This window comes from Enterococcus sp. AAFC-DPL-5182 (assembly GCF_058216605.1).
Genome location: NZ_CM177101.1, coordinates 494,304 through 518,112, shown reverse-complemented (window position 1 = coordinate 518,112; position 23,809 = coordinate 494,304). Strand labels below are relative to the sequence as shown.

Genomic DNA, 23,809 nt, shown 5'->3' with positions numbered 1-23,809 from the left:
GTTACTTGCTTGCACAAGTGAACTCCAATTAAGTTGGCAAGGCTGCCAAGATCCAGGTCAATTCTGTTTCATATTGCACTGGTTTGATTTCTGTTCTCTCTGGAACAGATAAGAAAATAGCGGTGTTTCCATAAACTGGTTGATTCTCAAAATCTGGGTCTACGATGGCATCACCAGATGGGGTCGTTTTTGGAAATAGAGTATTTTTTTGTTGGTTTTTATTCGTTTCCGATGCGCCAAATTCAATCGTCCATTGACCTTTCCCACTGCCTATTTCGGCAATCGCAATGTTTTGCGTCATGGCCAACTCTGAAATTTCAATGGTATCTTTCGTCACGATCGGCGGGGTTTCCCACGTATAGACACTATTGGCCCAACCGTGGTCTAAAGACAAGGTCGCTCCTTTTAATTCTTGGGCTTCTTTTTCTTGAATGATCGTATTTCTAAATTGATATTCTTGGCGTACTTGTAAGGTCCACCCTTTTTTATCCGAACGCTCATCCGTAATTTGGATATAACTCCCTCTGGGCGTTGTCCCGTCGTGAAACAATTGGGCATTCGCGTAAAACTGTCGGTTTTTTTCCTCGATTTTATTATGTCCAAAGTGGAATGATGACACAAAATCGATGCGTAATGGACCGTCTGTTGACGGGCTTGGCCCCGGATCAACGGGGATTTCTGGGTTTTCTGGATCGATCGGCTGTTTCAGGATGCCCCCTGTCATTTCGATGTTTCCAGTCCCTGTTACATCACTGCTTTCGGCATAACTAGTAAGGGGTGAGCCTAGCGCTAAGAGAGCCAAGCAGGAAAGAGGAATAATTGTTTTTAAATCACTCATTGATTCCCCTCCTTCGCTGACCGATTTTTCTTCGCTCGTCGAAACAAGATCAAGGCTCCGACAGCCAACAACACGCCCACCCATGTATACGGACTTTGAATGAGCTCACCGGTACTCGGCAAGCGGCCTTTCGGTTTTGTAATGGGCAACTCTTTAGAAGAACTGGTTGCCGTTGACGGTTCACTGGTACTAGACTGTGTCGGTTCAGTACTTGATTCTTCATAGAAACCAACTACACCATTGGTCGTGACTTGGCCACCCTCGGCCAAGGCCTTTTGGGTATTCGCCGCTCCAATTCCTACAAGAAGTAACAGAGCGAAAAATAGTCGTTTATAGCTTTTTTTCATATCTCTCCTCCTTCTCTTACGGATCCGGCGTCGCTGCGAGTTCCCATAGAATTTCTCCTTGGTAGCTGCCTAATTTTTTAACATCGCCTGGGTCAACTTCTAACTTGAAGCCGTCGCCTGCTTTGGTGCCATTCCATGTGGTACTAATGTTATAGAGTTCTTTCTCTGCCTCATTTGTATGAACCATGATCGGCTGAGCACCCTTGTCTAAGATGATTTCTTTCCCTTCATATACATAACGAATCGCATTTTTTAAGACACTGTCTTTATGAGCAGGATCTATATGGGTCATTTCAGCTGTTAACTTCGCCGTTAAGGTCCATTTATCTTTGACAGAACGGCCATCTTTGACCACCAAATCTTGGTCGTATGCCGGGGCGTTCACCCTTGTGGTTTTCCCATCATATTTGTGGGTACTGAAATTAATTCTATTGGGTGCAGAATAAAGCAGAAGTTTTCCATCAAATACATAGGTCACTTCATTGACTCCGTCAATAATTTCAACAGAGGCTTCATTCGCGGGGCGCTCAACGAGTTTAAATTGGTTCGCTTCGACCGCTTTGATCGCATTGTAAAGAGCTGAACCGACAGTCTCTGCCTCTTCTTTCAACTTGACAATCGAACCAATCGTTTCACTTCGGATAATCGGCTCCGCAATTTTTTCACCGGCCTTATTTACAAAGTGGATAGTGAGGTCTTTGGTCAAAGGTTTTTTGGGAAATACTGGAATCGCCACTTGAGCCTCTGCTTTTTTGGTCGAATCACTCACTGTATAAGCTGTAACTTTATTGGTAATCGTCGTTCCTTCACCAGAGATGATTTTTGCTTTATATCTTAGGGTTATCTTTTTCCCTGGTTGTACCTCTAGTGGTGTATCACTTACTGTAAATGAAGGAAGTGATGCATGAAAAATAGGTGTAACTTTCTTTTCTACGCCTTTGTCATCTACTAAGACGAAGGACTCTTTATCTAATTCTAATTCTGCTGGATACTCATCTTTCCAGCCCACTTCTTGCCAAGAGGCTTCTCCTGCATTTGATGCACTTAATTCGAAAGTAAGACTGTCATCAATTCGATCTTTTCCGTCCGTTGACGTGTTATTGGTATATGTTTTAGCCGCTTCTGGTTTGGCGGGTTCTCCTTTCACTAGAATACTAAGTTCGGCTTCATCTTCATCGTTTTTGTCATTGTATGCTTTAAAACGATTGATGATCGTTGTTTGCGCACCACCCACGATTTTTGCTTTATACTTAATAGCTATTGATTTTTTCGCTTCAATATCATATTTGCCAATTGCAAAAGTGTGTGTGCCCGGATCATAAATAGAGGCAGGTAACGATGTCTCTATTCCATTTACATCAACCATTACAAGTGAACGAGTATCTAGTTCTAATTCTGGTGGTAATTTATCTTCTAAAGTCACTTGTTGCCAAGGGTTCATGTCTCCATCATTTGAAGCTATAACTTCAAAATCAAGAATATCTCCAACCATGTTCTCTCCATTGAGTGATGTCGTGTTCTTGTATGACTTCTCTGCAGTAGGTTTCAAGAGTTCTGGTTCTTCGATTGACATATCTAAAGTTGCGGTTCCGACGCTATCGTTTGGAACGGTTATCTTTGGCCACCTCATTATAAAAACAGGGTGTTTTAAAATGTATTCCTCATGCATCGGTAGGTAGTTATTGGACCAAGGACGATACGGTTCATCCTGACTTCCAGCCTTTTCAACAAAACTAGTTCCTATCATATACTTAAAGTAGCCTACTTTGGCGTCACCGCTACCTAGATCCCCCCACAGATATTCTGTCGGCATATTACTACCTTCTGGATAACCAATATTTGTATAAAAATAAATACGAGCTGGAATCCCATCTGCGATTGTCTTATCGGGTTCATTGAAATATAACCCTCCTGTCCCATATGAAAATAACCTAGAAGACGTATGGTTCCCACCAACATCCATATGGGAAGAGTGAGTCACTCCAAAGCTTGTCTGTTGGCCACGTTGATTATAAAAACTAACATCATAACGAATTCTACCCTTTTTAAAATTAGCTACATAGCCATGAACTCTTACTGGTAAATATTCATATTTCGGCGGATAAGAGTTTCTAATCTCTTGCATAAAATAGCCATATGAAACAATTTCATTCTCTTTCACATATTGTTCAGTAATGTACTCACGTGCAGCGGAAGATACTGCTGGCGCAACTACTCGCCCTGATGCAGATATTTTCCCTGTTAAATCATCTAACACACCAATATCAAAGCTGCTATTAGAAGCCCCATATCCTCCCTGATTATAACTATAATCATAGCCAAATACTTGTTGCTTCCCACTTGTTCCTTTTTTCACACCAATCATAGCTGGACCTGTTAATGCTAAAGTTCGACCAGTTGTCATATCTATTTTCGCATAAATATTTCTCCCTTCGAATTTACCAGTATCATGGTTGAATACCTCTCCTTTAGATGGATGACCGAAATACATGTAATAATCTCTCTGAGTAGTGGAGAAGGCTCCACCCGTTAATTTAACAGGGGTATTCACATCTACTTTTTGAAACGTTGACAAATCTATATCGTCTGTATCTAACAATCGCCAATTAAAGTCTGGTAGATTGGCCCTTGTTCCAGGAGACAACGCTAGTTTATCGTTGCTTAATGAATCCATAATTTTATTTGTTAATTGTGCTGAGTCATTTTCCCCATCACTTGTTTCATGCGCTAACACATTTTTTCCTAAGAAGAATATTCCCACTATAGCCATAAGCGCAATCATAGAGAAAGTGATTTTTTGAGTATTTTTATTTTTTTTCACATTTCTCCTCCTTTCATAGTAAATAATAGTATATATTTCATTTTTTATAGCAGCCTACATTCAAAGGAAACCTTGCCGATCATACAAGAACTACTTCCTTATATGTTTTAGCTTCTTTTAAACGATGGTTGGTATAAAAATTGAAAACTAAGAATAGTTGTATTCGAAATATTTTTCTATTTTTCTGGTTTATAGTATTATTAAATTAGTCACTTCTCACGAATTTTCTACAAAAATTATTTTATCCCAAACTTTTATATCCTTACATTATCAAATTTATTTTTTCAATTTATACTGAAAAAAAAGTAATAAAAATATATACCTAATTATAAATTCCAGACAGATAAGCAAAGCAATTGAATTATTTCTTTTTTAGAAAGGGGCTTTTTCAGTGCTGTTTCCTGTTTTTCTATAAAACAGGAAACAGCACTGAAAAAGCCTTATATAAAACTATTTACCTTTCTCGTTTGACGACTAATTTGACGGCGGATTGCAAAAAAATAACCTTACTCAGATGAGTAAAGTTAATCATAAGAATATTATCCCAATAAAAAAACATTGGTTATTTAAAAAACACACAAATATAATGTATTTGAGATAAAATTTTAAAAAACAGATTAAATAAGCGATAATTTTTTTATTGCAGCTCGTTGTTCTTCTAAAAATGAGTTGGTATAGGTATCTAATGTTAACTTTATAGATGAGTGGCCTAATAATGAACTAATGGCTGCTATATTTACTCCTAATTCTACACAACGTGTGGCAAAGGTATGGCGAAGAGCATGAAATGGCATGTTAAATAAACCCAGCTTTTGTTTAATTTTTTCAAAGCGATAACTAACTGTACGAGGCTCTATTGAGCGATTATCACTAGTCACGACATACTCAGCTGAAGAATGACCTTTCCAATACAATAGTACTTTTTTTATTTTTGTCGTTAAGGGAATAACTCTAGTCGAATTTGCTGTTTTTGGCGCTGTTTCCACAATTTTTGACCGTTGCCCAGTAGTACTATTGGGTAAACAAATTCGTTGCTTTGTCCGTTCAACTCTTAATAAAGAGGACTCAAAATCGATATCCGTCCATTTCAATGCACAGATTTCACCAATGCGCATCCCAGTTTCTAATGCTAATAAAATAGGTAACCCCTTTTCATCCATTAAACTCTCTGCTTCTACAGCTTTCTGTTGAGCACGAGTCAAAGCTTGTATATTTTTTTTTGAATTTTTAGGTAAAGCTGTGTTCTCACAAGGATTCAAATAAATAAATCCTCGTTCTTTTGCCGCTTCAAAACAACTTTTGACGATCCGAAATACAATTCTGATCGAACTTGATCCCAATGACTTCGCTAACGATTGAACGAATTGATTGATCGTTAATGAAGTAATTTTTTTTAGCGGATAGCTTTCTAAAAAGGGTAAAATATGTAATTGAAGTTTATTGTTATAGCTAGCATATGTGCTTTCTTTGATTTTTTTCGCCATTATCTCTGTCAGCCAAAGGTGCGCCCAGTGACCAAAAGTTCCTTGAAATTCTTTTGAATGCCCTTCATAAGATACAATTGCCTGTGCTTTTTTCTCAATCATCTGTTCTTTGACGGTTCGATAAGAGCGTGCATAGATATAGCCATAATAAATAGAACCATCTGCTTTTCTAGCCTTTGGATAACGTCCTTCCCACCGTCCATCTTTTCGCTTATAAATATTTTCACCTTTAATCAAAATAATCAAATCCTTTCTATTGTATTGACGGCGGAACTGACGGCGGAAAAAAACGAACCGCCTCTTGTACACTTCGATACTGATTTTCTAAATAAAGTCACTATCAAATTTCATCTACTGAAAAAAATTAGACCAGATTTCTACTTTTTTCTCTCAAAAAAAACGATATAATTATATAAATTCTCATTTTTTTGCATATTTAATAAAAAAATTGGAAATAATTATGAGATATTTTTCGATTAGCTACTTGATTTTTATCAAATACTCTAATAGAATTAATTGTGTTGTTAAACTAGTTACTTTAAAAATCAAATTAAAAACGTTTCCTGTTTTATAGAAAAACAGGAAACGTTTTTGATTTAAATAAAGTATACAATAAACATGCCAAAGAAAAATTTCAATTTTTACTAAAAATACAGTATTTTTCTTTATACTAATTTCATTTATCGTGGAGTATTTTCACTATACAAATACGCTTAGCTTATTAACATACCTGTTTCTTCAATATGACATTTAATTTATAGATGTAATTAATCCATATCTACTTTTTCTAGATATTCAAAAGCATATTGCGCGTATAGTTCCGCGCCAACTTCCATTGCGTCTTCATCCACATTGAAACGACCATGATGATGAGCCCATTGTGTATCTTTTTCTGGATTTCCACAACCGACTAAAGCAAAACAACCTGGTGTATTTTCAGTAAAATAGCTGAAATCTTCTCCTCCAGTAGTTGGCGGTTCTTGAATAAGTGCTGAATCACCAAAGTTTTCTTTGATAATGCCTTGGGCAAACAATGCGTCTTCTTCATCATTGATTACCGGGACTGTCCCATAATCATAATTCAGAGTAGCTATTCCTCCATACATCTCGGCAGTTTGTTCTGCATAACGTTTTAAAGCTTTCTCTACACGATCTCGCGTCTCTATACTAAAACAGCGCACAGTTCCCTCTAATCGAGCATTTTCAGCAATAACATTAAATCGCGTACCAACATCCATTTTACCCACAGTCACTACAACGGGATCTAATGGGTTCGTTTCTCTTGAAACAATCGTTTGTACATTCATAACAAAGGATGAGGCCATAACGGCAGCATCTACACAAGCATCCGGCATAGCACCATGCCCACCGCGTCCTTTAAAATCAATGGAGAAGATATCAGCTGAAGCAAATGATGAACCAACAACACAAGATGCTGTTCCAGAAAGCATTTGTGACCAGATGTGAATTCCAAAAACATCATCTACACCCTCTACCGCGCCTTGTGCAACCATCGCTTTTGCCCCTTGTGCATTTTCTTCTGAGGGTTGAAAAATAAAACGGACAGTACCTTTTATTTGCGCTTGAACCTCTTTTAAAACTTTGGCTGCTGTTAGTAGCATCGCCGTATGTGCATCATGTCCACACGCATGCATTTTCCCATCTTCCAGCGACTTATATGAAAGTCCATCCGTTAGTTCTTGAACAGGTAAAGCATCCATATCCGCTCGTAGAGCAACAGTCTTTCCAGGCTGAGCGCCAACAAGTTCCGCAATAATCCCTGTAGGCTCCGTCTTACGATAAGCAATCCCAATTTTATCTAACGCTTCAGCAACCTTCTCAGTTGTTCTAAATTCTTCAAATTGCAATTCTGGATGTTGATGTAAGTCTCGTCTAAAATCAATCATCTCTTCTTTATATTTTTGGATCAACGCTTTTATTTCTTTCATTTTATTCCCTCATTCCTATTCTATAAACTCAATAAAATACTTGCAAAAACGCCTGCTAATATCACTGATACAATGGTAACCGTTATGAAACCAGCAACTAACATTGGCGGCATCATATGGCTGGTCAGTGCTTCTTTTTCTTTTTCATCTTCTGTCAATGACTGAATAACTTCATTGGTAATGATGTAATCCGCTGGAAAGCCGTATAACGCTGTCAGTGAAACAGCAAAGGCCATTTCTTTACTAACACCTAACAAACGCCCGACAATCGCAGAAAAAACATACATCCCAATAACGCCAATAACAATAATACCAATCATAGGTAAAAATAATTCTTCTAACATCTCTGGCGTTGCTTTTTTCAGTCCATCAAAAATAAATAACATTAACCCTAAAATCGCAAAACCAAAACTATTCGCCTTTTTCAATGGTTGCTTCTCTAGAAAGCCTATTGAAGAAGCTACAACACCAAAGAATAAACATAAAACAAATGGGCTAATTGAAACAAAAGGTGCGCACCATACTGAAACATAATAGGCGGCCAAGGCCACAATTGCCAAACGAAAGATTCTTGAAAAATCAGTATGGTATTTTACAGGAACATTTTTAAATAATCTTGGTATATCTTCATCTACTTCTACTTGTCTATTTTCTTGTTCATGAACGGGTGTCCATTCCCCATTTCGGTACTTTTCAAGCATTCGTTTTCCTTCTTTTTTCAACATAATCGACGTTAACGGATAGCCTGCGAACCCTTGCATTACATAAATCAAAATGGCCAATACTGATAGCGAGGTTAATCCCGCCGTTTGAGCAGCCTCTGACATAATCAATGATGAAACAACACCGCCAACTAGCGGTGGAACTGCGACCAAGACTGTTTTAAAATCAAAAATCAATGATCCCACTGTTAATAATAATACAACGATACCTAAAATTCCTGAAAGTGTAATCACGATTGTTTTCCATTGATTGGCTAGTTCTTTGATCGATAATAAGGTCCCCATATTTGTAATCAATAAATACATCAATAATGTCGCGACTACTGGTGGAATCCCTGCAATTTCAACAATATTCTCTGGAAAAAAAGTCCAATAGCCAATAACAAATAGTACTGCACAAACAAAAACGGATGAAATCCACGCTTTTGTCTTACTTGATACAACATCTCCGATATATAAAATAGCCATCAGTAATGTGAAAGCTGTCATTTGCGCCATGATACTCCCCCTTTAAACTCTTTGTATTTGTCTGAAAATTCCGACTAATAAAAGTATACTAAAGTTCACACCTAGATGCAATAACATAACAAAAATAAAAAAAGTCCTAAGAAAAATTCTTAGGACAAAAAAATACACCTTATACTATGATGAGTGCTTCCCTGTCAAACCAAGTTCGACAGGGAAAGCGTTGAGCTAGACTAGGAGTCGCCTCCAACATCATAACACTCTAAAAGAATCATCTATAAAGTGACGGTATAGTTTGATTATTTAACAAATTCGATAATTACCATTGGTGCTGCATCTCCGCGTCTTGGTTCTGTCTTCAAGATACGAGTGTAACCACCTTGGCGCTCAGCGTAACGAGGTGCAAGATCATTGAATAACTTTTGTAAAGCTGATTCAACAACGATTTTTTCGTCTTCTTCACGTACGCTAGCAACTTCATTACGTACATAAGCAGCTGCTTGACGACGAGCATGAAGATCTCCACGTTTGCCTAAAGTAATCATTTTTTCTGTAGTTGAACGAATTTCTTTCGCACGAGATTCTGTCGTAACGATACGTTCGTTGATAATTAAATCAGTAGTTAAGTCACGCAACATTGCCTTACGTTGGCTTGATGTGCGTCCTAATTTACGATAACCCACGTTGGTTTTCCTCCTTCGTAAAAAGTATTAATCGTCTTTACGTAAGCCTAAACCTAAATCATGTAGTTTTAGTTTAACCTCTTCAAGAGATTTACGACCTAAATTACGTACTTTGATCATTTCTGGTTCAGATTTATTTGTAAGTTCTTGTACAGTGTTAATACCTGCACGTTTTAAACAGTTATATGAACGAACAGACAAGTCTAGTTCTTCGATGGTCATTTCTAGCATTTTTTCTTTTTGTGTTTCTTCTTTTTCAACCATGATTTCAGCGTTTTTCGCTTCATCAGTAAGGTTAACAAAGATGTCTAAATGCTCCGTCATAATCTTAGCAGCTAAGCTAAGGGCTTCTTGAGGAATGATTGAACCATCAGTCCATATTTCCATTGTTAATTTGTCGAAATCATCACGACGACCAACACGAGTGTTTTCTACTTGGTAGTTCACACGGCGAACTGGTGTATAGATGGAATCAACAGGGAGAACACCGATTGGCATATCTTCCTTTTTGTTTTCGTCTGCTTGAACATAGCCACGACCAGGTTTCACTGTTAAGCGAGCATGGAAAGTAGCTCCTTCAGAGACACTACAGATAATTAAATCTTTATTCAAGATCTCAACATCGCTGTCGACGATAATATCGCCAGCAGTTACTGTAGCAGGTCCTGTAATATCGATCTCAAGGGTTTTTTCTTCTTCTGCATAAAGCTTAAGAGCTAAACCTTTAATATTCAAAACTATTTGAGTTACGTCTTCTCTTACACCTTTAATGGTAGAGAATTCATGCAACACACCATCGATCTGAATATTTGTAATAGCCGCACCCGGCAGAGAAGATAATAAAATACGACGTAGAGAATTACCTAAAGTAGTCCCGTAACCTCTTTCCAGTGGTTCAACGACGAACTTGCCATAATCTCTATTCTCATCAATTTTTTCGATTCTTGGTTTTTCAAATTCAATCATTCTTATCTATACCCCTTTCAAAACGAAAAGTGTCTTGTTCAATGACGTTCTTAATTCAAACTCAGAATGAGTGGCACTCATTAAACACGACGGCGTTTTGGAGGGCGGCATCCATTATGAGGAACTGGAGTCACGTCACGAATTGCAGTCACTTCTAAACCTGTTGCTTGCAATGAACGAATCGCTGCTTCACGTCCAGAACCTGGTCCTTTAACTGTTACATCAACAGTTTTAAGTCCGTGTTCTTGTGCTGCTTTAGTTGCAGCTTCTGCGGCCATTTGAGCTGCAAACGGTGTTGATTTTTTGCTTCCTTTAAAACCTAATGATCCTGCTGATGACCATGCTAATGCATTACCATGACTGTCAGTGATCATTACAATTGTATTGTTGAATGTAGAATGGATATGTGCAATCCCAGTTTCTATATTCTTTTTCACACGGCGTTTACGACTAACTTTTTTTGCTGCCATGAAGATCTAACCTCCTTCACTTAGGAATTATTTTTTCTTGCCTGCTACAGTACGAGCTGGGCCTTTACGAGTACGTGCATTATTTTTCGTGTTTTGTCCACGAGTTGGTAATCCACGACGGTGACGGATTCCACGGTATGAACCGATTTCCATCAAACGCTTGATGTTCAAGTTCACTTCACGACGAAGATCACCTTCAACTTTTAACTTATCAATTTCCGCACGGATGGCATCTGTTTGATCATTCGTTAAATCACGAACACGAATATCTTCAGATACGCCAACGTTTGCTAAAACTTTTTTAGCAGTAGTATTACCAATACCAAAAATATAAGTAAGAGAAATTACTACACGTTTATCACGAGGGATGTCTACTCCTGCAATACGAGCCATTATTCGTTACACCTCCTATTATCCTTGACGTTGTTTATGTTTTGGATTTGCTGGGCAAATGACCATAACACGTCCTTTACGGCGAATTACTTTACAATGTTCACACATTGGTTTTACTGATGGTCTTACTTTCATGATAATACCTCCCTGAATTTTACGGAGTACAATTATTTAAAGCGATAAGTGATTCGACCACGAGTTAAATCATATGGAGATAACTCAACAGTTACTTTATCTCCAGGTAAAATTCGAATATAGTGCATACGGATCTTACCGGAAACAGTAGCAAGAACTTGGTGTCCATTTTCTAGTTCAACTTTAAACATTGCATTCGGCAAAGTTTCGACGACTGTACCTTCGACTTCAATCATATCTTCTTTAGCCACGCACAGTACCTCCTTGTACTTGTTTCGCATTTTCACACGATAAAATGGCGGAAACTTCAGCCCCCACCTAGAATTTTCAATTAAACCTCTACAAAAAGGTAGAAGTCGGACTGATATATTCTATCATAAACTATTCTATTTGGCAAGAGAATCTGAATCAAACACAAATGGTAAGCTTGCGGCAAATCAGAAAACTATTTTTTTTCAATGATTTGTTTCACTTCTGAAAAAACAGTATCGATCTCGCGATTCCCATCTATTGTATGCAATACGTTCTTAGCCTTGTAAAAGTCTAAAATTGGCGCACTGCTTTTGATGTTGACTGCCAGACGGTTTTTGACCGTTTCAGGCTTATCATCTTCTCTTTGATAAAATTCATGTCCGCCGCAACGATCACATGTTCCTTCCTCTTTGGGAGGATTGAAGATTTTATGATAAGTTGCGCCACATGAACGGCAGATAAACCGACCAGCTAAACGTTCAACCAAAATCTCTTCTTCAACATGGATGTCGATGACAGCATCAATTTTTTTATTTAACTCTGTTAACATTTTATCTAATGCTTCTGCTTGATCCAAAGTACGTGGAAAACCATCTAATAAAAATCCTTTATCAGTATCAGGTTCTGCCAAACGTTCTTTGACAATTCCATTCGTTACATCGTCCGGAACCAAAGCACCTTTATCGATATAAGATTTCGCTTCTAAGCCAAGAGCAGTTTCGTTTTTCATAGCGGCACGGAACATATCTCCTGTAGAAATATGAGGAATACCATAAGTATCCACGATCTGTTCTGCTTGAGTACCTTTGCCTGCCCCAGGCAGTCCCATTAAAATGAGGTTCATTTCATCTCCTCCTAATTTTAAAGGCTGGCTTTTGAAGCTAGCCTAGCGAGAGAATGGTGCTGAGGATGATCCTCAACACACGACTCTTACTTATTGATAAAGCCAACATATTGACGTTTCAACATTAAACCTTCTAATTGTTTCGCTGTTTCTAAAGCAACACCAATCACAATCAGTAAGCTCGTTCCACCTAGTCCGATAGATTGCGGTAACTTCCAGATCATTTGAGCAATGATCGGTAGCAAGGCAACTAGTCCTAGGAATATAGAACCGACAACACTTAGTCTCATTAACATTCCAGAAATATATTCTTCTGTCCCTTTACCTGGTCGAACGCTTGGAATATAGCTTCCTTGTTTTTGCAAGTTTTCCGCTAATTTCTCAGGGTTAACTTGAACAAACGCATAGAAGAATGTGAAAGCGACGATCAGTACAGTATAAATAATTGCACCTGGAACGGTATTATAACTAAAAATTTGTGTCATTATATCATACCAGCCTTCACCAGCATAGCTTTTAGAAAAGGCTTGTAAAACAGCGTTCGGCGTTGCGATCAATGAACTGGCAAAGATAACTGGGATAACACCGGCAGCATTTACTTTTAACGGTAAATAACTACTAGTCGGCGCACCAGAAACACGTTTAGTATATTGAATCGGAATTTTTCGTTCTGCTTGCTGGAAAAATGTTACTAATGTAACAATAACCAAAATTGCAAGAATTAAAATTGCGATGAAAATGGCAGATTGCCAAATTCTAGAAGACTCAATATTGATAAAGTAATCGTCAACGATTTCTTTGATTCCTTCTGGTAAACGGGAAATAATCCCTGCGAAGATAATCATTGAAACACCGTTACCGATGCCTTTTTCAGTAATTTGTTCTCCTAACCATGTAACAAACATTGTTCCACCAGTTAAAATTACAGAAATCATCACAAAAGTGTTGATGTTCGGATTTTTTACGATCCCAACTGAACTTAAGCTTTGAAATCCAGCAGTAATCCCAATAGATTGAGCAATACCCAAGACAATCGTTAGATATCTTGTTGCTTGATTCAATTTCTTACGTCCAACTTCACCTTGCTTCGACCATTCTACAAATTTTGGTACGATGTCCATTTGTAATAATTGGATGATGATCGATGCTGTAATGTAAGGCGAAACCCCCATCGAGAAGATAGAGAAGTTTTGCATTGCACTACCACTGACCATATTCAACATATTTAAAAATGGTAAATTGCTTAAGTCTTGCAATCCTTTTGCATTTACGCCAGGTACAGTTATATGCGCACCTAAACGAAATACAAAAAGAATGAATACAGTAAACAAAATTTTTGATCTAATGTCTTTGACTTTAAAAGCATCTTTTAATAGTTTAAACATTAGATCACCTCGATTGATCCACCAGCTGCAACAATTGCTTCTTCTGCTGCTTTAGAGAATTTAGCTGCTTTCACAGTTAATTTTTTAGTTGTTAATTCACCATTAGCAAGAACTTTGATTCCAGCTTTTTCGTTTTTCACGATTCCAGCTTCGATCAAGCCTGCAGGTGTTACTTCAGTTCCATCTTCGAAACGATTTAAGACATCTAAGTTGATGACTGCATAATCTTTACGGTTGATGTTCGTGAAGCCGCGTTTTGGTAAACGACGGAATAATGGAGTTTGACCCCCTTCAAATCCAAGTCTTACACCACCACCTGAACGAGCTTTTTGCCCTTTTTGTCCACGGCCGGCAGTTTTACCATTACCAGATGAAGTACCACGTCCAACACGGTTACGTACTTGGCGTGAACCTTCAGCAGGTTTCAATTCATGAAGTTTCATTGGTTTGGCACCTCCTTAACAATGTACTATTGTAAATTAAACTTCTTCAACGTCCACTAAATGTGACACAGTGTTGATCATACCTTTGATTGCTTCGTTCGCAGGTTTCACAACAGAGCTGTTTAGTTTACCTAAACCTAATGCTTTAACTGTATCTTTTTGGTTTTGAGGACGTCCGATAACGCTGCGTTTTAATGTAACTTTTAATTCAGCCATTATTTTGTCCTCCTTATCCTAAGATTTCTTCTACAGATTTACCACGAAGTGCTGCCACTTCTTCGGCACGTTTTAATTGTTTTAACCCTTCAACTGTTGCACGAACAACGTTGATTGGTGTATTTGAACCTAATGATTTTGATGTAATATCTGCTACACCAGCTAATTCCAATACGGCACGAACTGGTCCACCAGCGGCTACCCCAGAACCTTCTACTGCAGGTTTCATAAGGATACGGCCACCACCGAATACCCCGATCACTTCGTGAGGGATACTAGAACCAACCATAGGCACTTCAACTAAGTTTTTCTTCGCGTCTTCGATAGCTTTGCGGATTGCTTCTGGCACTTCTTGTGCTTTACCAGTCCCAAAGCCAACGTGACCGTTTTTATCTCCCACAACAACTAATGCTGCAAAGCGTAGACGACGTCCACCTTTAACAACTTTCGTTACGCGGTTGATAGCAACTACGCGGTCTTCTAATTCCAAGTGTTTTGGATCAATATAAACCATGAATGGTGTTCCTCCTTCTCCTAAAATTCTAGTCCATTTTCACGCGCTGCTTCAGCTAAAGCTTGCACGCGGCCATGGTAAAGGTATCCACCACGGTCAAAGACTACTACTTTAACGCCTTTTTCAGCGGCACGCTCAGCGATTAATTTACCAACAGCTGCGGCTGTTTCTGTTTTGTTTCCACCTGAAATTTCTTTATCTAAGGCAGAGGCACTTGCTAGCGTTACACCCGCTACGTCATCAATGATTTGCGCGTAGATGTTTTTGTTAGAACGGAATACGTTCAAGCGTGGGCACTCAGCAGTACCAGAGATTTTGTTACGTACACGACGGTGTCTCTTTTGACGTGTTTTGTTTTTATCTGGTTTTGTAATCACAATTGTCACCTCTTTATATTTGCTAGCTATTAAGCTGCGATAGACAACGGATCGTTATTTTTCAAACAGAGTTGAAAAATAACTCTCAAGCTGCTATTATTTACCAGTTTTACCTTCTTTACGACGTACGAATTCGCCAACATAACGGATTCCTTTGCCTTTATAAGGTTCTGGAGGACGAGTTCCACGAATGTTTGCTGCTAATTCACCAACGTGTTCTTTGTTAGCGCCTTTTACAACTACTTGTGTATTCGAAGGTACTTCTACAGTTACACCAGCTGGTGGTGTAATTTCGATTGGATGAGAATACCCAACGTTAAGAACTAATGTAGTTCCTTGCATTTGAGCACGGTACCCAACCCCGATAAGTTCAAGACCTTTTTCAAAGCCTGTACTTACACCAACAACCATGTTGTTGAAGTTCGCACGAGTTGTTCCGTGGATTGTTTTCATGTCTTTGCTATCATTTGGACGAGTGAATGTTACTTCGTTTCCTTCGATATTCATAGTGATATCAGCAGAAAATTCACGTGTTAATTCACCTTTAGGTCCTTTTACAGTAATGTTGTTTCCTTCTTGTTTGACTTCAACGCCTGCAGGAAGTACAACGATTTTATTACCAATACGGCTCACTTAGAGACACCTCCTTGTGTGTTTTTTTAAATTACCATACGTAGGCGATTACTTCGCCGCCGATGTTTTTAGCTCTTGCTTCTTTATCAGTTACAACACCTTCAGAAGTAGAGATAATCGCGATTCCTAGACCATTCAATACTTTAGGTACTTCGTCAGATTTGACATAAGCACGTAAACCTGGTTTAGAGATACGTTTTAAGTTTGTGATAACACGTTCTTCGTTTTTACCATATTTAAGGAAAACACGAATCACGCCTTGTTTGTCATCTTCGATATATTCTACATCGCGTACGAAACCTTCACGTTTCAAGATTTCAGCGATATCACGTTTGATTTTTGACGCAGGCACTTCTAAGCTTTCATGTTTAACCATGTTTGCATTACGAATGCGCGTTAGAAAATCTGCAATTGGATCTGTCATGACCATTGAACTATTTACCTCCTTTATGCGAGTTTACTTGTTTACCAGCTAGCTTTCTTCACGCCGGGAATTTGACCTTTATAGGCAAGTTCGCGGAAGCAAATACGGCAAAGATGAAATTTACGATAAACTGAATGTGGACGTCCGCAACGTTCACAACGAGTATACGCTTGTGTTGAATGTTTTGCAGGGCGTTTGTTTTTAGCAATCATTGATTTTTTAGCCACGTAGTTCGCCTCCTTTTATTATTTTTGGAATGGCATACCTAATTGTGCCAACAATTCACGAGATTCTTCATCTGTGTTTGCTGTTGTTACAATAACGATGTCCATACCGCGTACTTTATCTACTAAATCGTAATCAACTTCTGGGAAGATTAATTGTTCTTTAATACCTAAAGTGTAGTTACCACGTCCGTCAAAGGCTTTTTTGCTTACACCGTGGAAGTCACGTACACGAGGTAGAGAAACTGATACTAATTTATCTAAAAATTCGTACATTCTTTCTCCGCGTAAAGTAACTTTCGCACCGATTGGCATTCCTTCACGTAAACGGAAACCAGCGATTGATTTCTTAGCTTTAGTGATCAATGGTTTTTGACCTGTGATCAATGCTAATTCTTCAACTGCTTTATCTAAGTTTTTTGCGTTTGAAACAGCGTCACCCACACCCATGTTAATAACGATCTTATCAACTTTTGGTGTTTGCATAACTGAACTATAATTAAATTTTTCCACTAATGCTGGAGTAATTTCTTTAATATATTTTTCTTTCAGGCGGTTCATTTAGTAAGCCCCTCCTTCCTATTAATCTATTTATCTAAGACTTCACCGGTTTTTTTAGAAACACGGACTTTTTTACCATCGACTTCTTTGTAACCTACACGACCAGCTACACCTGTTCCGTCAATCACCATTACATTAGAAACATGAATCGGCGCTTCGACTTCTAGGATTCCGCCTTGCGGCGCTGCTTGATTTGGTTTTTGGTGTTTTTTCATAATGTTAACACCTTCAACGATGACTTTGTCTTTTTTAGGAAACGCTGCTAATACAACGCCTTCTTTATTTTTGTCTTTACCAGTGATAATTTTCACTTTATCGCCTTTTTTAACAAACATTACTGTTTCGCACCTCCTTTGATACGTGTCCTGATTATAATACTTCTGGTGCTAGAGAAACGATCTTCATGAAGTTGTTTTCACGTAATTCACGTGCAACAGGACCGAAGATACGAGTTCCACGCGGGCTCTTATCATCACGAATAATTACAGCAGCATTTTCATCAAATTTAATGTATGAACCGTCTGTACGACGAGCTCCTGATTTAGTACGAACGATAACGGCTTTTACGACTTCACCTTTTTTGACAACCCCACCTGGCGTTGCTTGTTTAACCGTAGCAACAATCACGTCACCAATATTAGCAGTTTTACGTCCAGAACCACCTAGTACTTTAATCGTTAAGATTTCACGAGCACCTGAGTTGTCTGCGACTTTTAATCGGCTTTCTTGTTGGATCACGATGTGTATCCCCCTTTCAGATTTTATGTTTCAATCTATATAGGAAAATCTCGTTTTTATTAGATAATAACTGCTTCTTCGACTACCTCTAGTAAACGGAAACGTTTTGTAGCTGATAATGGACGAGTTTCCATGATTCTTACGATGTCTCCAACTTTTGCAGTGTTGTTTTCATCATGAGCTTTGTATTTCTTAGAATATTTCATACGTTTACCATAAATAGGATGGTTTTTCTTTGTTTCTACGACAACAGTGATAGTTTTATCCATCTTATCTGAAACAACACGACCTTGGTAAACTTTGCGTTGATTTCTTTCTTCAGTCATACGCGTTTGGCCTCCTTCCACTATTAGTTAGCTTGTTCACGCAATACTGTTTTGATGCGTGCAATCGATTGACGTACTTCTTGAATACGTGCAGTGTTTTCTAATTGACCTGTTGCTAGTTGGAATCTAAGATTAAATAATTCTTCTTTGAATTGCTTTTCTTTTTCAAGCATTTCGGCAGTGGTTAATTCTCTGATTTCTTTAACCTTCATTCGATTCACCACCCATTTCCTCACGTTTTACAATTTTGGTTTTCACCGGTAATTTGTGGGATGCAAGACGAAGTGCTTCACGAGCTACTTCTTCAGGTACGCCTGCGATTTCAAACATGATCTTGCCACGTTTAACTGGTGATACCCAGCCTTCAGGTGCCCCTTTACCTTTACCCATACGAACACCGATAGCTTTACTTGTATATGATTTGTGAGGGAAAATTTTAATCCATACTTTCCCGCCACGTTTCATATAACGAGTCATAGCAATACGGGCAGCTTCGATTTGACGGTTAGTAATCCAGTGAGATTCAGTTGCTTGTAAACCCCATTCACCAAATGCTACTTCTTTTCCGCCTTTGGCTTCACCACGCATTTTACCTCTAAATTCACGACGGTGTTTCACACGTTTAGGTACTAACATGATTATTTCCCTCCTTTCTCAGTGTTTTTTTTCGTTGGAAGAATTTCTCCACGGTAAATCCACACTTTAACTCCTAATTTTCCGTAAGTTGTGTCTGCTTCTTCCCATGCGTAATCAATATCAGCACGCAAAGTGTGAAGTGGAACTGTACCTTCAGAGTAACCTTCTGAACGAGCGATATCAGCACCGTTTAAACGACCTGATACTTGTGTTTTGATTCCTTTAGCGCCTGAACGCATAGTGCGTTGGATCGCTTGTTTTTGAGCACGACGGAAAGCAACACGGTTTTCTAATTGACGTGCAATTCCTTCGCCTACTAATTTTGCATCTAAATCTGGTTTTTTGATTTCAATGATGTTGATATGAACTCTTTTACCAGTTAGTGAATTCAATGATTTTCTTAGGTTTTCGACTTCAGATCCGCCTTTACCAATAACCATACCTGGTTTAGCTGTGTGGATTGAAATGTTCACACGATTTGCAGCGCGCTCGATCTCAATTGTAGACACAGCGGCATCAGCAAGTTTTGTCGCGATAAATTTACGGATTCTTAAATCTTCGTGTAAGAACTCAGCATACTCTTTTTCAGCATACCATTTTGCATCCCAGTCGCGGATGATGCCTACACGCATTCCAATTGGATGTACTTTTTGACCCACTGATTGTCCCTCCTCTTAATCTTTTAAGGTTCGGTAGTCACTATCTTTTAATACTTAGGTATCAAAGATAATGATCCTCCTCTTATTAAGTGACGTCTGTTTAAAACAGAATTATTTTTCTGATACTACTACTGTAAGATGACTTGTACGTTTATTGATTGGTGATGCTGAACCTTTTGCACGTGGACGGAAGCGTTTCATTGTTGGTCCTTCGTTAACAAATGCTTCAGATACTACTAAGTTTTCAACGTCTAAGTCAAAGTTATTTTCTGCGTTAGCAACTGCTGACATTAAAACTTTTTCAATGATTCCAGCAGATTTGTTTGGCATGAATTTCAAGATAGAAATTGCATCCGCAACGCTTTTACCTCTGATAAGATCGATTACTAAACGGGCTTTACGAGGTGAAGTGCGAACTGTTTTAGCAGTTGCCTTAGCTGATGTAATTTGTTCTGACATTTGCATTTCCTCCCCTCAAAATTAACGTCTAGTTTTCTTATCGTCGGCACCGTGGCCACGATAAGTTCTAGTTGGTGCAAATTCACCTAATTTATGTCCTACCATGTCTTCTTGGATGTATACAGGAACGTGTTTACGTCCATCATATACGGCAATTGTAAATCCAACGAATGTTGGAAAAATTGTAGAACGGCGAGACCAAGTTTTAATTACTTTCTTCTTTTCGGCACCTTGTTGAGCTTCTACTTTTTTCATTAAATGCTCATCAGCGAAAGGTCCTTTTTTCAAACTACGACCCATGGTGAACCTCCTCTCAAAATGTACGACACATGGTCAAAAAAATTATTTAGTACGACGACGAACAATAAGTTTGTCTGATTTAGCTTTTTTATTACGAGTTTTCAAGCCGATAGCTGGTTGACCCCAAGGTGATACTGGAGCTTTACGTCCAATCGGTTGTTTACCTTCACCACCACCGTGTGGGTGATCGTTCGGGTTCATTACGCTACCACGAACTGTTGGGCGTTTACGCATCCAACGAGAGCGGCCTGCTTTACCAATGTTGATTAATTCGTGTTGTTCGTTACCAACAGAACCGATTGTTGCACGGCAAGTTGCTAAGATCATACGAACTTCACCAGAGTTCAAACGGATCAATACGTATTTGCCTTCTTTACCAAGTACTTGAGCACTTGTTCCAGCAGAACGGATCAATTGACCGCCTTTACCAGGTTTCATTTCAATGTTGTGGACAACAGTACCTACTGGAATATTTTCCAATGGTAATGCGTTCCCTATTTTAATATCTGCATCAGTACCGGAAACAAGGCGCATGCCTACTTCCAATCCTTTTGGTGCTAGAATGTATGCTTTGATTCCATCTTCGTAATGTACTAACGCGATGTTAGCAGAACGGTTTGGATCATACTCGATAGTTTTGACAACCGCTACAACGTTATCTTTATTACGTTTGAAGTCGATCATACGGTATTGACGTTTGTGACCGCCACCTTGATGACGAACTGTAATACGACCGTTGTTGTTACGACCGGCATGGTTTTTTAATGGCGCCAACAACGATTTCTCAGGTGTTGATGTCGTGATTTCAGCAAAATCAGATGCTGTCATATTACGACGGCCATTTGTGGTAGGTTTATACTTTTTAATCGCCACGTCTTTTTCCCTCCCATTTAATAGTTAACATGGACTGCTTATTCAGCAGCATCGAAAATTTGAATTTCTTTTGAATCATCTGTTAATGTCACAACAGCTTTGCGACGTTTTTTTGTGTAACCAGCGTGTTTGCCCATACGTTTAAATTTAGGGCGCACGTTAATGATGTTTACGTTTTTAACTTTAACATCAAATGCTGCTACAACAGCTTGTTTTACTAAAGTTTTGTTTGCGCGAGTGTCTACTTCGAAAGTGTATTTCTTTTCGTCCATAGCAAGCATGGATTTTTCAGTGATCACTGGGCGTTTGATTACGTCTAGTAAGTTCATTATGCAAGCACCTCCTCAATTTGAGTAAGAGCAGTTTGTGTTGCCAATACTTTAGTATTAGAAACGATATCTAAAACACTTACGTTATCAGAAGTTACTACAGAAACGTTTGGTAGATTGCGAGCAGATAATGCTGCGAAATCATTGCCTGTTTCTAAAACAACTAATACTTTCGTATCAATAGATAAGTTTGTAAGAACTTGTTTGAATTCTTTTGTTTTTGGTGCATCAAAGCCTAAAGCTTCAACTGCTACCAAGTTGTTTTCAGCAACTTTATCTGACAATACAGATTTCATTGCTAAACGACGAACTTTTTTAGGAAGTTTGTAGCTGTAAGAACGCGGTGTTGGTCCGAAGACTACGCCACCTCCACGCCATTGTGGTGAACGGATTGATCCTTGACGAGCACGACCAGTTCCTTTTTGACGCCATGGTTTACGGCCGCCGCCACGAACTTCTCCGCGGTGTTTAACTGAGTGTGTGCCTTGTCTTAATGAAGCGCGTTGCATGATGATTGCATCGTAGACAACTGTTTCATTAGGTTCGATTCCGAAAATCTCTTCGTTTAAAGTGATTTCACCATTTTGAGTTCCATCTTGTTTGAATAATGCTACATTCGGCATTCCTTAGTTCCTCCTTTCCCTACGCTTATTTAGCTTTCACAGCTGATTTGATTGTGATTAATGATTTTTTCGCTCCAGGAATGTTACCTTTGATCATGATTACATTTCTTTCAGCGTCCACTTTAACAATTTCAAGGTTTTGAATTGTTACGCGGTTACCACCCATACGGCCGGCAAGTTTTTTATTTTTAAATACACGGTTAGGTGCTACTGGACCCATTGACCCAGGACGACGGTGGTAACGAGATCCGTGACTCATTGGTCCGCGGCTTTGTCCGTGACGTTTGATAACGCCTTGGAATCCTTTACCTTTCGAAGTTCCTGTAACATCAATAATGTCTCCTGCTTGGAAAACATCTACCTTAATTTCTTTACCTACTTCATATTCTCCTAGCTCAACATTTTTGAATTCCTTAATGAAGCGCTTAGGAGCCGTGTTTGCTTTTGCAACATGACCTTTCGCAGGTTTGTTCGATAAAACTTCACGTTTGTCTTGGTAACCGATTTGGATAGCTTCGTATCCGTCAGTCTCAACAGTTTTTACTTGTAAAACTACGTTTGGCGTAGCTTCAACTACTGTTACTGGAATTAATTCACCAGACTCAGTAAAGATTTGTGTCATTCCCACTTTTTTTCCTAAGATTCCTTTGGTCATGAGTACACCTCCATCATCTTGATTTTATAGTTTGATTTCAATATTTACACCAGATGGTAAGTCAAGCTTCATTAAAGCATCAACTGTTTTTGGTGTTGGGTTCACAATGTCGATTAGACGTTTGTGCGTACGCATTTCGAATTGTTCGCGTGAATCTTTGTATTTATGAGTCGCACGAATAACTGTGTAAAGCGAGCGTTCTGTTGGTAATGGAATTGGTCCTGACACGTCAGCTCCAGTTCTTTTTGCTGTTTCCACAATTTTATCCGCTGATTGATCTAAAATACGGTGTTCATACGCTTTTAAACGGATACGAATTTTTTGTTTTGCCATCTTGTTCCCTCCTTCGCCTATTTTGAAAGTAGACATAGCTCCACGAAAATTTTTCCGTCACGCTCGTTCGTGGCAAAGCGTCCGGGCGTGTCGCAACCTCTCGTTTCTTAGCCGGTAGATCAAAAGCTTGATTTACCAATGCTTTTTACACTTCTGTAAATAGCACCTTTGTAATTATATTATAGAAACATAGTAATAGCAAGGTTTTTTTCAGAAAAAAGGTATTTTTTTATTGCAAGCATTTTCTCAACTTTTATTTCTTGATGCACAACTTATTTAATTAGCAATTTTAAAAACTTTATAATAGAAGAAAAAGCTATTTTTTACGAGACAAAAAAATAAGGCAAAACATTTTTTGTTTCGCCTTATCTTTCTACATAGCACTGACTTCTTTTATAATTTAGCAATAATTCGTTCAACATTCATATACTGAAAATCTTCGGGTTGTATAAATATGATGTTAGATGTACATTTTTCCTGTTCAACAATTCTTTTTATTTTGTCTTCATGCCTTGCAACTTGAGGTGTCAAAAGTAATACATCATAATTTTTAAAGGCCAGCTTTTCTTGAACGCGACTTACAGGTGCATAATCGATCGTATACTCTAACTCTTTTTCCCTAAGAGCCTCAAGCATTTTTGAAACCAATAAAGACGCACTGATTCCAGCCTCACAGATAATCAAAATATTCTTTTCCATTCTATCCCTCCCTTAATTGATGCATGCTTTCCC

36 protein-coding genes are annotated in these 23,809 nt (G+C 38.5%); all 36 read right to left on the bottom strand.

Annotated elements, in window-relative coordinates:
- Positions 1 to 28: 28 nt before the first annotated feature.
- Positions 29 to 838 (bottom strand): WxL domain-containing protein, encoded by an 810-nt coding sequence (locus tag AC4BB7_RS02465; RefSeq protein ID WP_490483042.1) that lies wholly within the window; start codon positions 836 to 838, stop codon positions 29 to 31.
- Complete coding sequence (locus AC4BB7_RS02460) at positions 835 to 1,185, bottom strand: LPXTG cell wall anchor domain-containing protein (RefSeq protein WP_490483043.1); 351 nt, start codon at positions 1,183 to 1,185, stop codon at positions 835 to 837. Before AC4BB7_RS02460 ends, AC4BB7_RS02465 begins: the two co-directional genes overlap by 4 nt.
- A gap of 16 nt (positions 1,186 to 1,201) precedes the next feature.
- Positions 1,202 to 4,006 (bottom strand): isopeptide-forming domain-containing fimbrial protein, encoded by a 2,805-nt coding sequence (locus AC4BB7_RS02455; protein WP_490484298.1) that lies wholly within the window; start codon positions 4,004 to 4,006, stop codon positions 1,202 to 1,204.
- A 617-nt stretch (positions 4,007 to 4,623) separates the two neighbouring features.
- Positions 4,624 to 5,727, bottom strand: coding sequence for a tyrosine-type recombinase/integrase (locus tag AC4BB7_RS02450; protein WP_490483045.1), 1,104 nt, complete (start codon positions 5,725 to 5,727; stop codon positions 4,624 to 4,626).
- Positions 5,728 to 6,257: 530 nt separating this feature from the next.
- On the bottom strand, positions 6,258 to 7,439 hold the full coding sequence (locus AC4BB7_RS02445; protein ID WP_490484297.1) for a M20 family metallopeptidase: 1,182 nt from the start codon (positions 7,437 to 7,439) through the stop codon (positions 6,258 to 6,260).
- Between the two features lie 20 nt (positions 7,440 to 7,459).
- Positions 7,460 to 8,659 (bottom strand): hypothetical protein, encoded by a 1,200-nt coding sequence (locus tag AC4BB7_RS02440; protein WP_490484296.1) that lies wholly within the window; start codon positions 8,657 to 8,659, stop codon positions 7,460 to 7,462.
- A 266-nt stretch (positions 8,660 to 8,925) separates the two neighbouring features.
- The gene (rplQ, locus tag AC4BB7_RS02435) at positions 8,926 to 9,309 is read right to left on the bottom strand and encodes a 50S ribosomal protein L17 (protein WP_086315352.1); all 384 of its coding nucleotides are present in this window, start codon (positions 9,307 to 9,309) and stop codon (positions 8,926 to 8,928) included.
- 27 nt (positions 9,310 to 9,336) lie between these two features.
- A complete protein-coding gene (locus tag AC4BB7_RS02430; RefSeq protein WP_086315351.1) occupies positions 9,337 to 10,275 on the bottom strand; it encodes a DNA-directed RNA polymerase subunit alpha in 939 nt (312 codons plus the stop codon).
- 80 nt (positions 10,276 to 10,355) lie between these two features.
- The gene (rpsK, locus tag AC4BB7_RS02425; protein WP_010761668.1) at positions 10,356 to 10,745 is read right to left on the bottom strand and encodes a 30S ribosomal protein S11; all 390 of its coding nucleotides are present in this window, start codon (positions 10,743 to 10,745) and stop codon (positions 10,356 to 10,358) included.
- A 27-nt stretch (positions 10,746 to 10,772) separates the two neighbouring features.
- Positions 10,773 to 11,138 (bottom strand): 30S ribosomal protein S13, encoded by a 366-nt coding sequence (gene rpsM / locus AC4BB7_RS02420; RefSeq protein ID WP_010761669.1) that lies wholly within the window; start codon positions 11,136 to 11,138, stop codon positions 10,773 to 10,775.
- An 18-nt stretch (positions 11,139 to 11,156) separates the two neighbouring features.
- Positions 11,157 to 11,273: a 50S ribosomal protein L36 gene (rpmJ, locus tag AC4BB7_RS02415; protein ID WP_002288710.1), complete on the bottom strand. Its 117-nt coding sequence runs from the start codon at positions 11,271 to 11,273 to the stop codon at positions 11,157 to 11,159.
- 32 nt (positions 11,274 to 11,305) lie between these two features.
- Complete coding sequence (infA, locus tag AC4BB7_RS02410) at positions 11,306 to 11,524, bottom strand: translation initiation factor IF-1 (RefSeq protein WP_002356224.1); 219 nt, start codon at positions 11,522 to 11,524, stop codon at positions 11,306 to 11,308.
- 194 nt (positions 11,525 to 11,718) lie between these two features.
- Positions 11,719 to 12,369: an adenylate kinase gene (locus tag AC4BB7_RS02405; RefSeq protein WP_086315350.1), complete on the bottom strand. Its 651-nt coding sequence runs from the start codon at positions 12,367 to 12,369 to the stop codon at positions 11,719 to 11,721.
- Between the two features lie 86 nt (positions 12,370 to 12,455).
- The gene (gene secY / locus AC4BB7_RS02400) at positions 12,456 to 13,754 is read right to left on the bottom strand and encodes a preprotein translocase subunit SecY (protein WP_086315349.1); all 1,299 of its coding nucleotides are present in this window, start codon (positions 13,752 to 13,754) and stop codon (positions 12,456 to 12,458) included.
- Entirely contained in the window at positions 13,754 to 14,197 is a 444-nt protein-coding gene (gene rplO, locus AC4BB7_RS02395) for a 50S ribosomal protein L15 (protein WP_010761672.1), read from the bottom strand. Before rplO ends, secY begins: the two co-directional genes overlap by 1 nt.
- A 36-nt stretch (positions 14,198 to 14,233) precedes the next feature.
- The gene (gene rpmD, locus AC4BB7_RS02390; protein ID WP_010761673.1) at positions 14,234 to 14,413 is read right to left on the bottom strand and encodes a 50S ribosomal protein L30; all 180 of its coding nucleotides are present in this window, start codon (positions 14,411 to 14,413) and stop codon (positions 14,234 to 14,236) included.
- A gap of 13 nt (positions 14,414 to 14,426) precedes the next feature.
- Positions 14,427 to 14,927, bottom strand: a complete 501-nt coding sequence (gene rpsE, locus AC4BB7_RS02385) for a 30S ribosomal protein S5 (protein WP_010770628.1) — start codon at positions 14,925 to 14,927, stop codon at positions 14,427 to 14,429.
- Positions 14,928 to 14,947: 20 nt separating this feature from the next.
- Entirely contained in the window at positions 14,948 to 15,304 is a 357-nt protein-coding gene (rplR, locus tag AC4BB7_RS02380; RefSeq protein ID WP_010761675.1) for a 50S ribosomal protein L18, read from the bottom strand.
- A 96-nt stretch (positions 15,305 to 15,400) separates the two neighbouring features.
- Entirely contained in the window at positions 15,401 to 15,937 is a 537-nt protein-coding gene (gene rplF, locus AC4BB7_RS02375; protein WP_086315348.1) for a 50S ribosomal protein L6, read from the bottom strand.
- A gap of 31 nt (positions 15,938 to 15,968) precedes the next feature.
- Positions 15,969 to 16,367 carry a 30S ribosomal protein S8 gene (gene rpsH / locus AC4BB7_RS02370; protein ID WP_010761677.1) on the bottom strand — a complete coding sequence of 133 codons (399 nt, stop codon included), beginning with the start codon at positions 16,365 to 16,367 and terminating at the stop codon, positions 15,969 to 15,971.
- A gap of 35 nt (positions 16,368 to 16,402) precedes the next feature.
- Positions 16,403 to 16,588 (bottom strand): type Z 30S ribosomal protein S14, encoded by a 186-nt coding sequence (locus tag AC4BB7_RS02365; protein WP_002356214.1) that lies wholly within the window; start codon positions 16,586 to 16,588, stop codon positions 16,403 to 16,405.
- Positions 16,589 to 16,606: 18 nt separating this feature from the next.
- On the bottom strand, positions 16,607 to 17,146 hold the full coding sequence (gene rplE / locus AC4BB7_RS02360) for a 50S ribosomal protein L5 (protein WP_069635456.1): 540 nt from the start codon (positions 17,144 to 17,146) through the stop codon (positions 16,607 to 16,609).
- A gap of 26 nt (positions 17,147 to 17,172) precedes the next feature.
- The gene (gene rplX, locus AC4BB7_RS02355; RefSeq protein WP_010761679.1) at positions 17,173 to 17,481 is read right to left on the bottom strand and encodes a 50S ribosomal protein L24; all 309 of its coding nucleotides are present in this window, start codon (positions 17,479 to 17,481) and stop codon (positions 17,173 to 17,175) included.
- 34 nt (positions 17,482 to 17,515) lie between these two features.
- Positions 17,516 to 17,884 carry a 50S ribosomal protein L14 gene (gene rplN / locus AC4BB7_RS02350; RefSeq protein WP_010766218.1) on the bottom strand — a complete coding sequence of 123 codons (369 nt, stop codon included), beginning with the start codon at positions 17,882 to 17,884 and terminating at the stop codon, positions 17,516 to 17,518.
- A 59-nt stretch (positions 17,885 to 17,943) separates the two neighbouring features.
- Positions 17,944 to 18,210 carry a 30S ribosomal protein S17 gene (gene rpsQ, locus AC4BB7_RS02345; RefSeq protein ID WP_010761681.1) on the bottom strand — a complete coding sequence of 89 codons (267 nt, stop codon included), beginning with the start codon at positions 18,208 to 18,210 and terminating at the stop codon, positions 17,944 to 17,946.
- A 23-nt stretch (positions 18,211 to 18,233) separates the two neighbouring features.
- A complete protein-coding gene (gene rpmC / locus AC4BB7_RS02340) occupies positions 18,234 to 18,422 on the bottom strand; it encodes a 50S ribosomal protein L29 (protein ID WP_010761682.1) in 189 nt (62 codons plus the stop codon).
- A complete protein-coding gene (rplP, locus tag AC4BB7_RS02335; RefSeq protein WP_002356208.1) occupies positions 18,412 to 18,846 on the bottom strand; it encodes a 50S ribosomal protein L16 in 435 nt (144 codons plus the stop codon). The genes rpmC and rplP overlap by 11 nt, the downstream gene beginning before the upstream one ends.
- A 2-nt stretch (positions 18,847 to 18,848) precedes the next feature.
- On the bottom strand, positions 18,849 to 19,505 hold the full coding sequence (rpsC, locus tag AC4BB7_RS02330; RefSeq protein WP_010766221.1) for a 30S ribosomal protein S3: 657 nt from the start codon (positions 19,503 to 19,505) through the stop codon (positions 18,849 to 18,851).
- 111 nt (positions 19,506 to 19,616) lie between these two features.
- Complete coding sequence (gene rplV, locus AC4BB7_RS02325; protein ID WP_010761685.1) at positions 19,617 to 19,964, bottom strand: 50S ribosomal protein L22; 348 nt, start codon at positions 19,962 to 19,964, stop codon at positions 19,617 to 19,619.
- Positions 19,965 to 19,985: 21 nt separating this feature from the next.
- Entirely contained in the window at positions 19,986 to 20,264 is a 279-nt protein-coding gene (rpsS, locus tag AC4BB7_RS02320; protein ID WP_010761686.1) for a 30S ribosomal protein S19, read from the bottom strand.
- A 42-nt stretch (positions 20,265 to 20,306) separates the two neighbouring features.
- Complete coding sequence (gene rplB, locus AC4BB7_RS02315) at positions 20,307 to 21,137, bottom strand: 50S ribosomal protein L2 (RefSeq protein ID WP_086315347.1); 831 nt, start codon at positions 21,135 to 21,137, stop codon at positions 20,307 to 20,309.
- Between the two features lie 38 nt (positions 21,138 to 21,175).
- Positions 21,176 to 21,466 carry a 50S ribosomal protein L23 gene (rplW, locus tag AC4BB7_RS02310; protein ID WP_010761688.1) on the bottom strand — a complete coding sequence of 97 codons (291 nt, stop codon included), beginning with the start codon at positions 21,464 to 21,466 and terminating at the stop codon, positions 21,176 to 21,178.
- On the bottom strand, positions 21,466 to 22,089 hold the full coding sequence (gene rplD / locus AC4BB7_RS02305; protein ID WP_010770620.1) for a 50S ribosomal protein L4: 624 nt from the start codon (positions 22,087 to 22,089) through the stop codon (positions 21,466 to 21,468). The genes rplW and rplD overlap by 1 nt, the downstream gene beginning before the upstream one ends.
- Before the next feature lie 25 nt (positions 22,090 to 22,114).
- Entirely contained in the window at positions 22,115 to 22,744 is a 630-nt protein-coding gene (gene rplC, locus AC4BB7_RS02300) for a 50S ribosomal protein L3 (RefSeq protein ID WP_010761690.1), read from the bottom strand.
- A gap of 24 nt (positions 22,745 to 22,768) precedes the next feature.
- Positions 22,769 to 23,077, bottom strand: a complete 309-nt coding sequence (rpsJ, locus tag AC4BB7_RS02295) for a 30S ribosomal protein S10 (RefSeq protein ID WP_002389727.1) — start codon at positions 23,075 to 23,077, stop codon at positions 22,769 to 22,771.
- A 393-nt stretch (positions 23,078 to 23,470) separates the two neighbouring features.
- Entirely contained in the window at positions 23,471 to 23,776 is a 306-nt protein-coding gene (locus AC4BB7_RS02290) for a PTS sugar transporter subunit IIB (RefSeq protein WP_490484295.1), read from the bottom strand.
- Between the last annotated feature and the right edge of the window lie 33 nt (positions 23,777 to 23,809).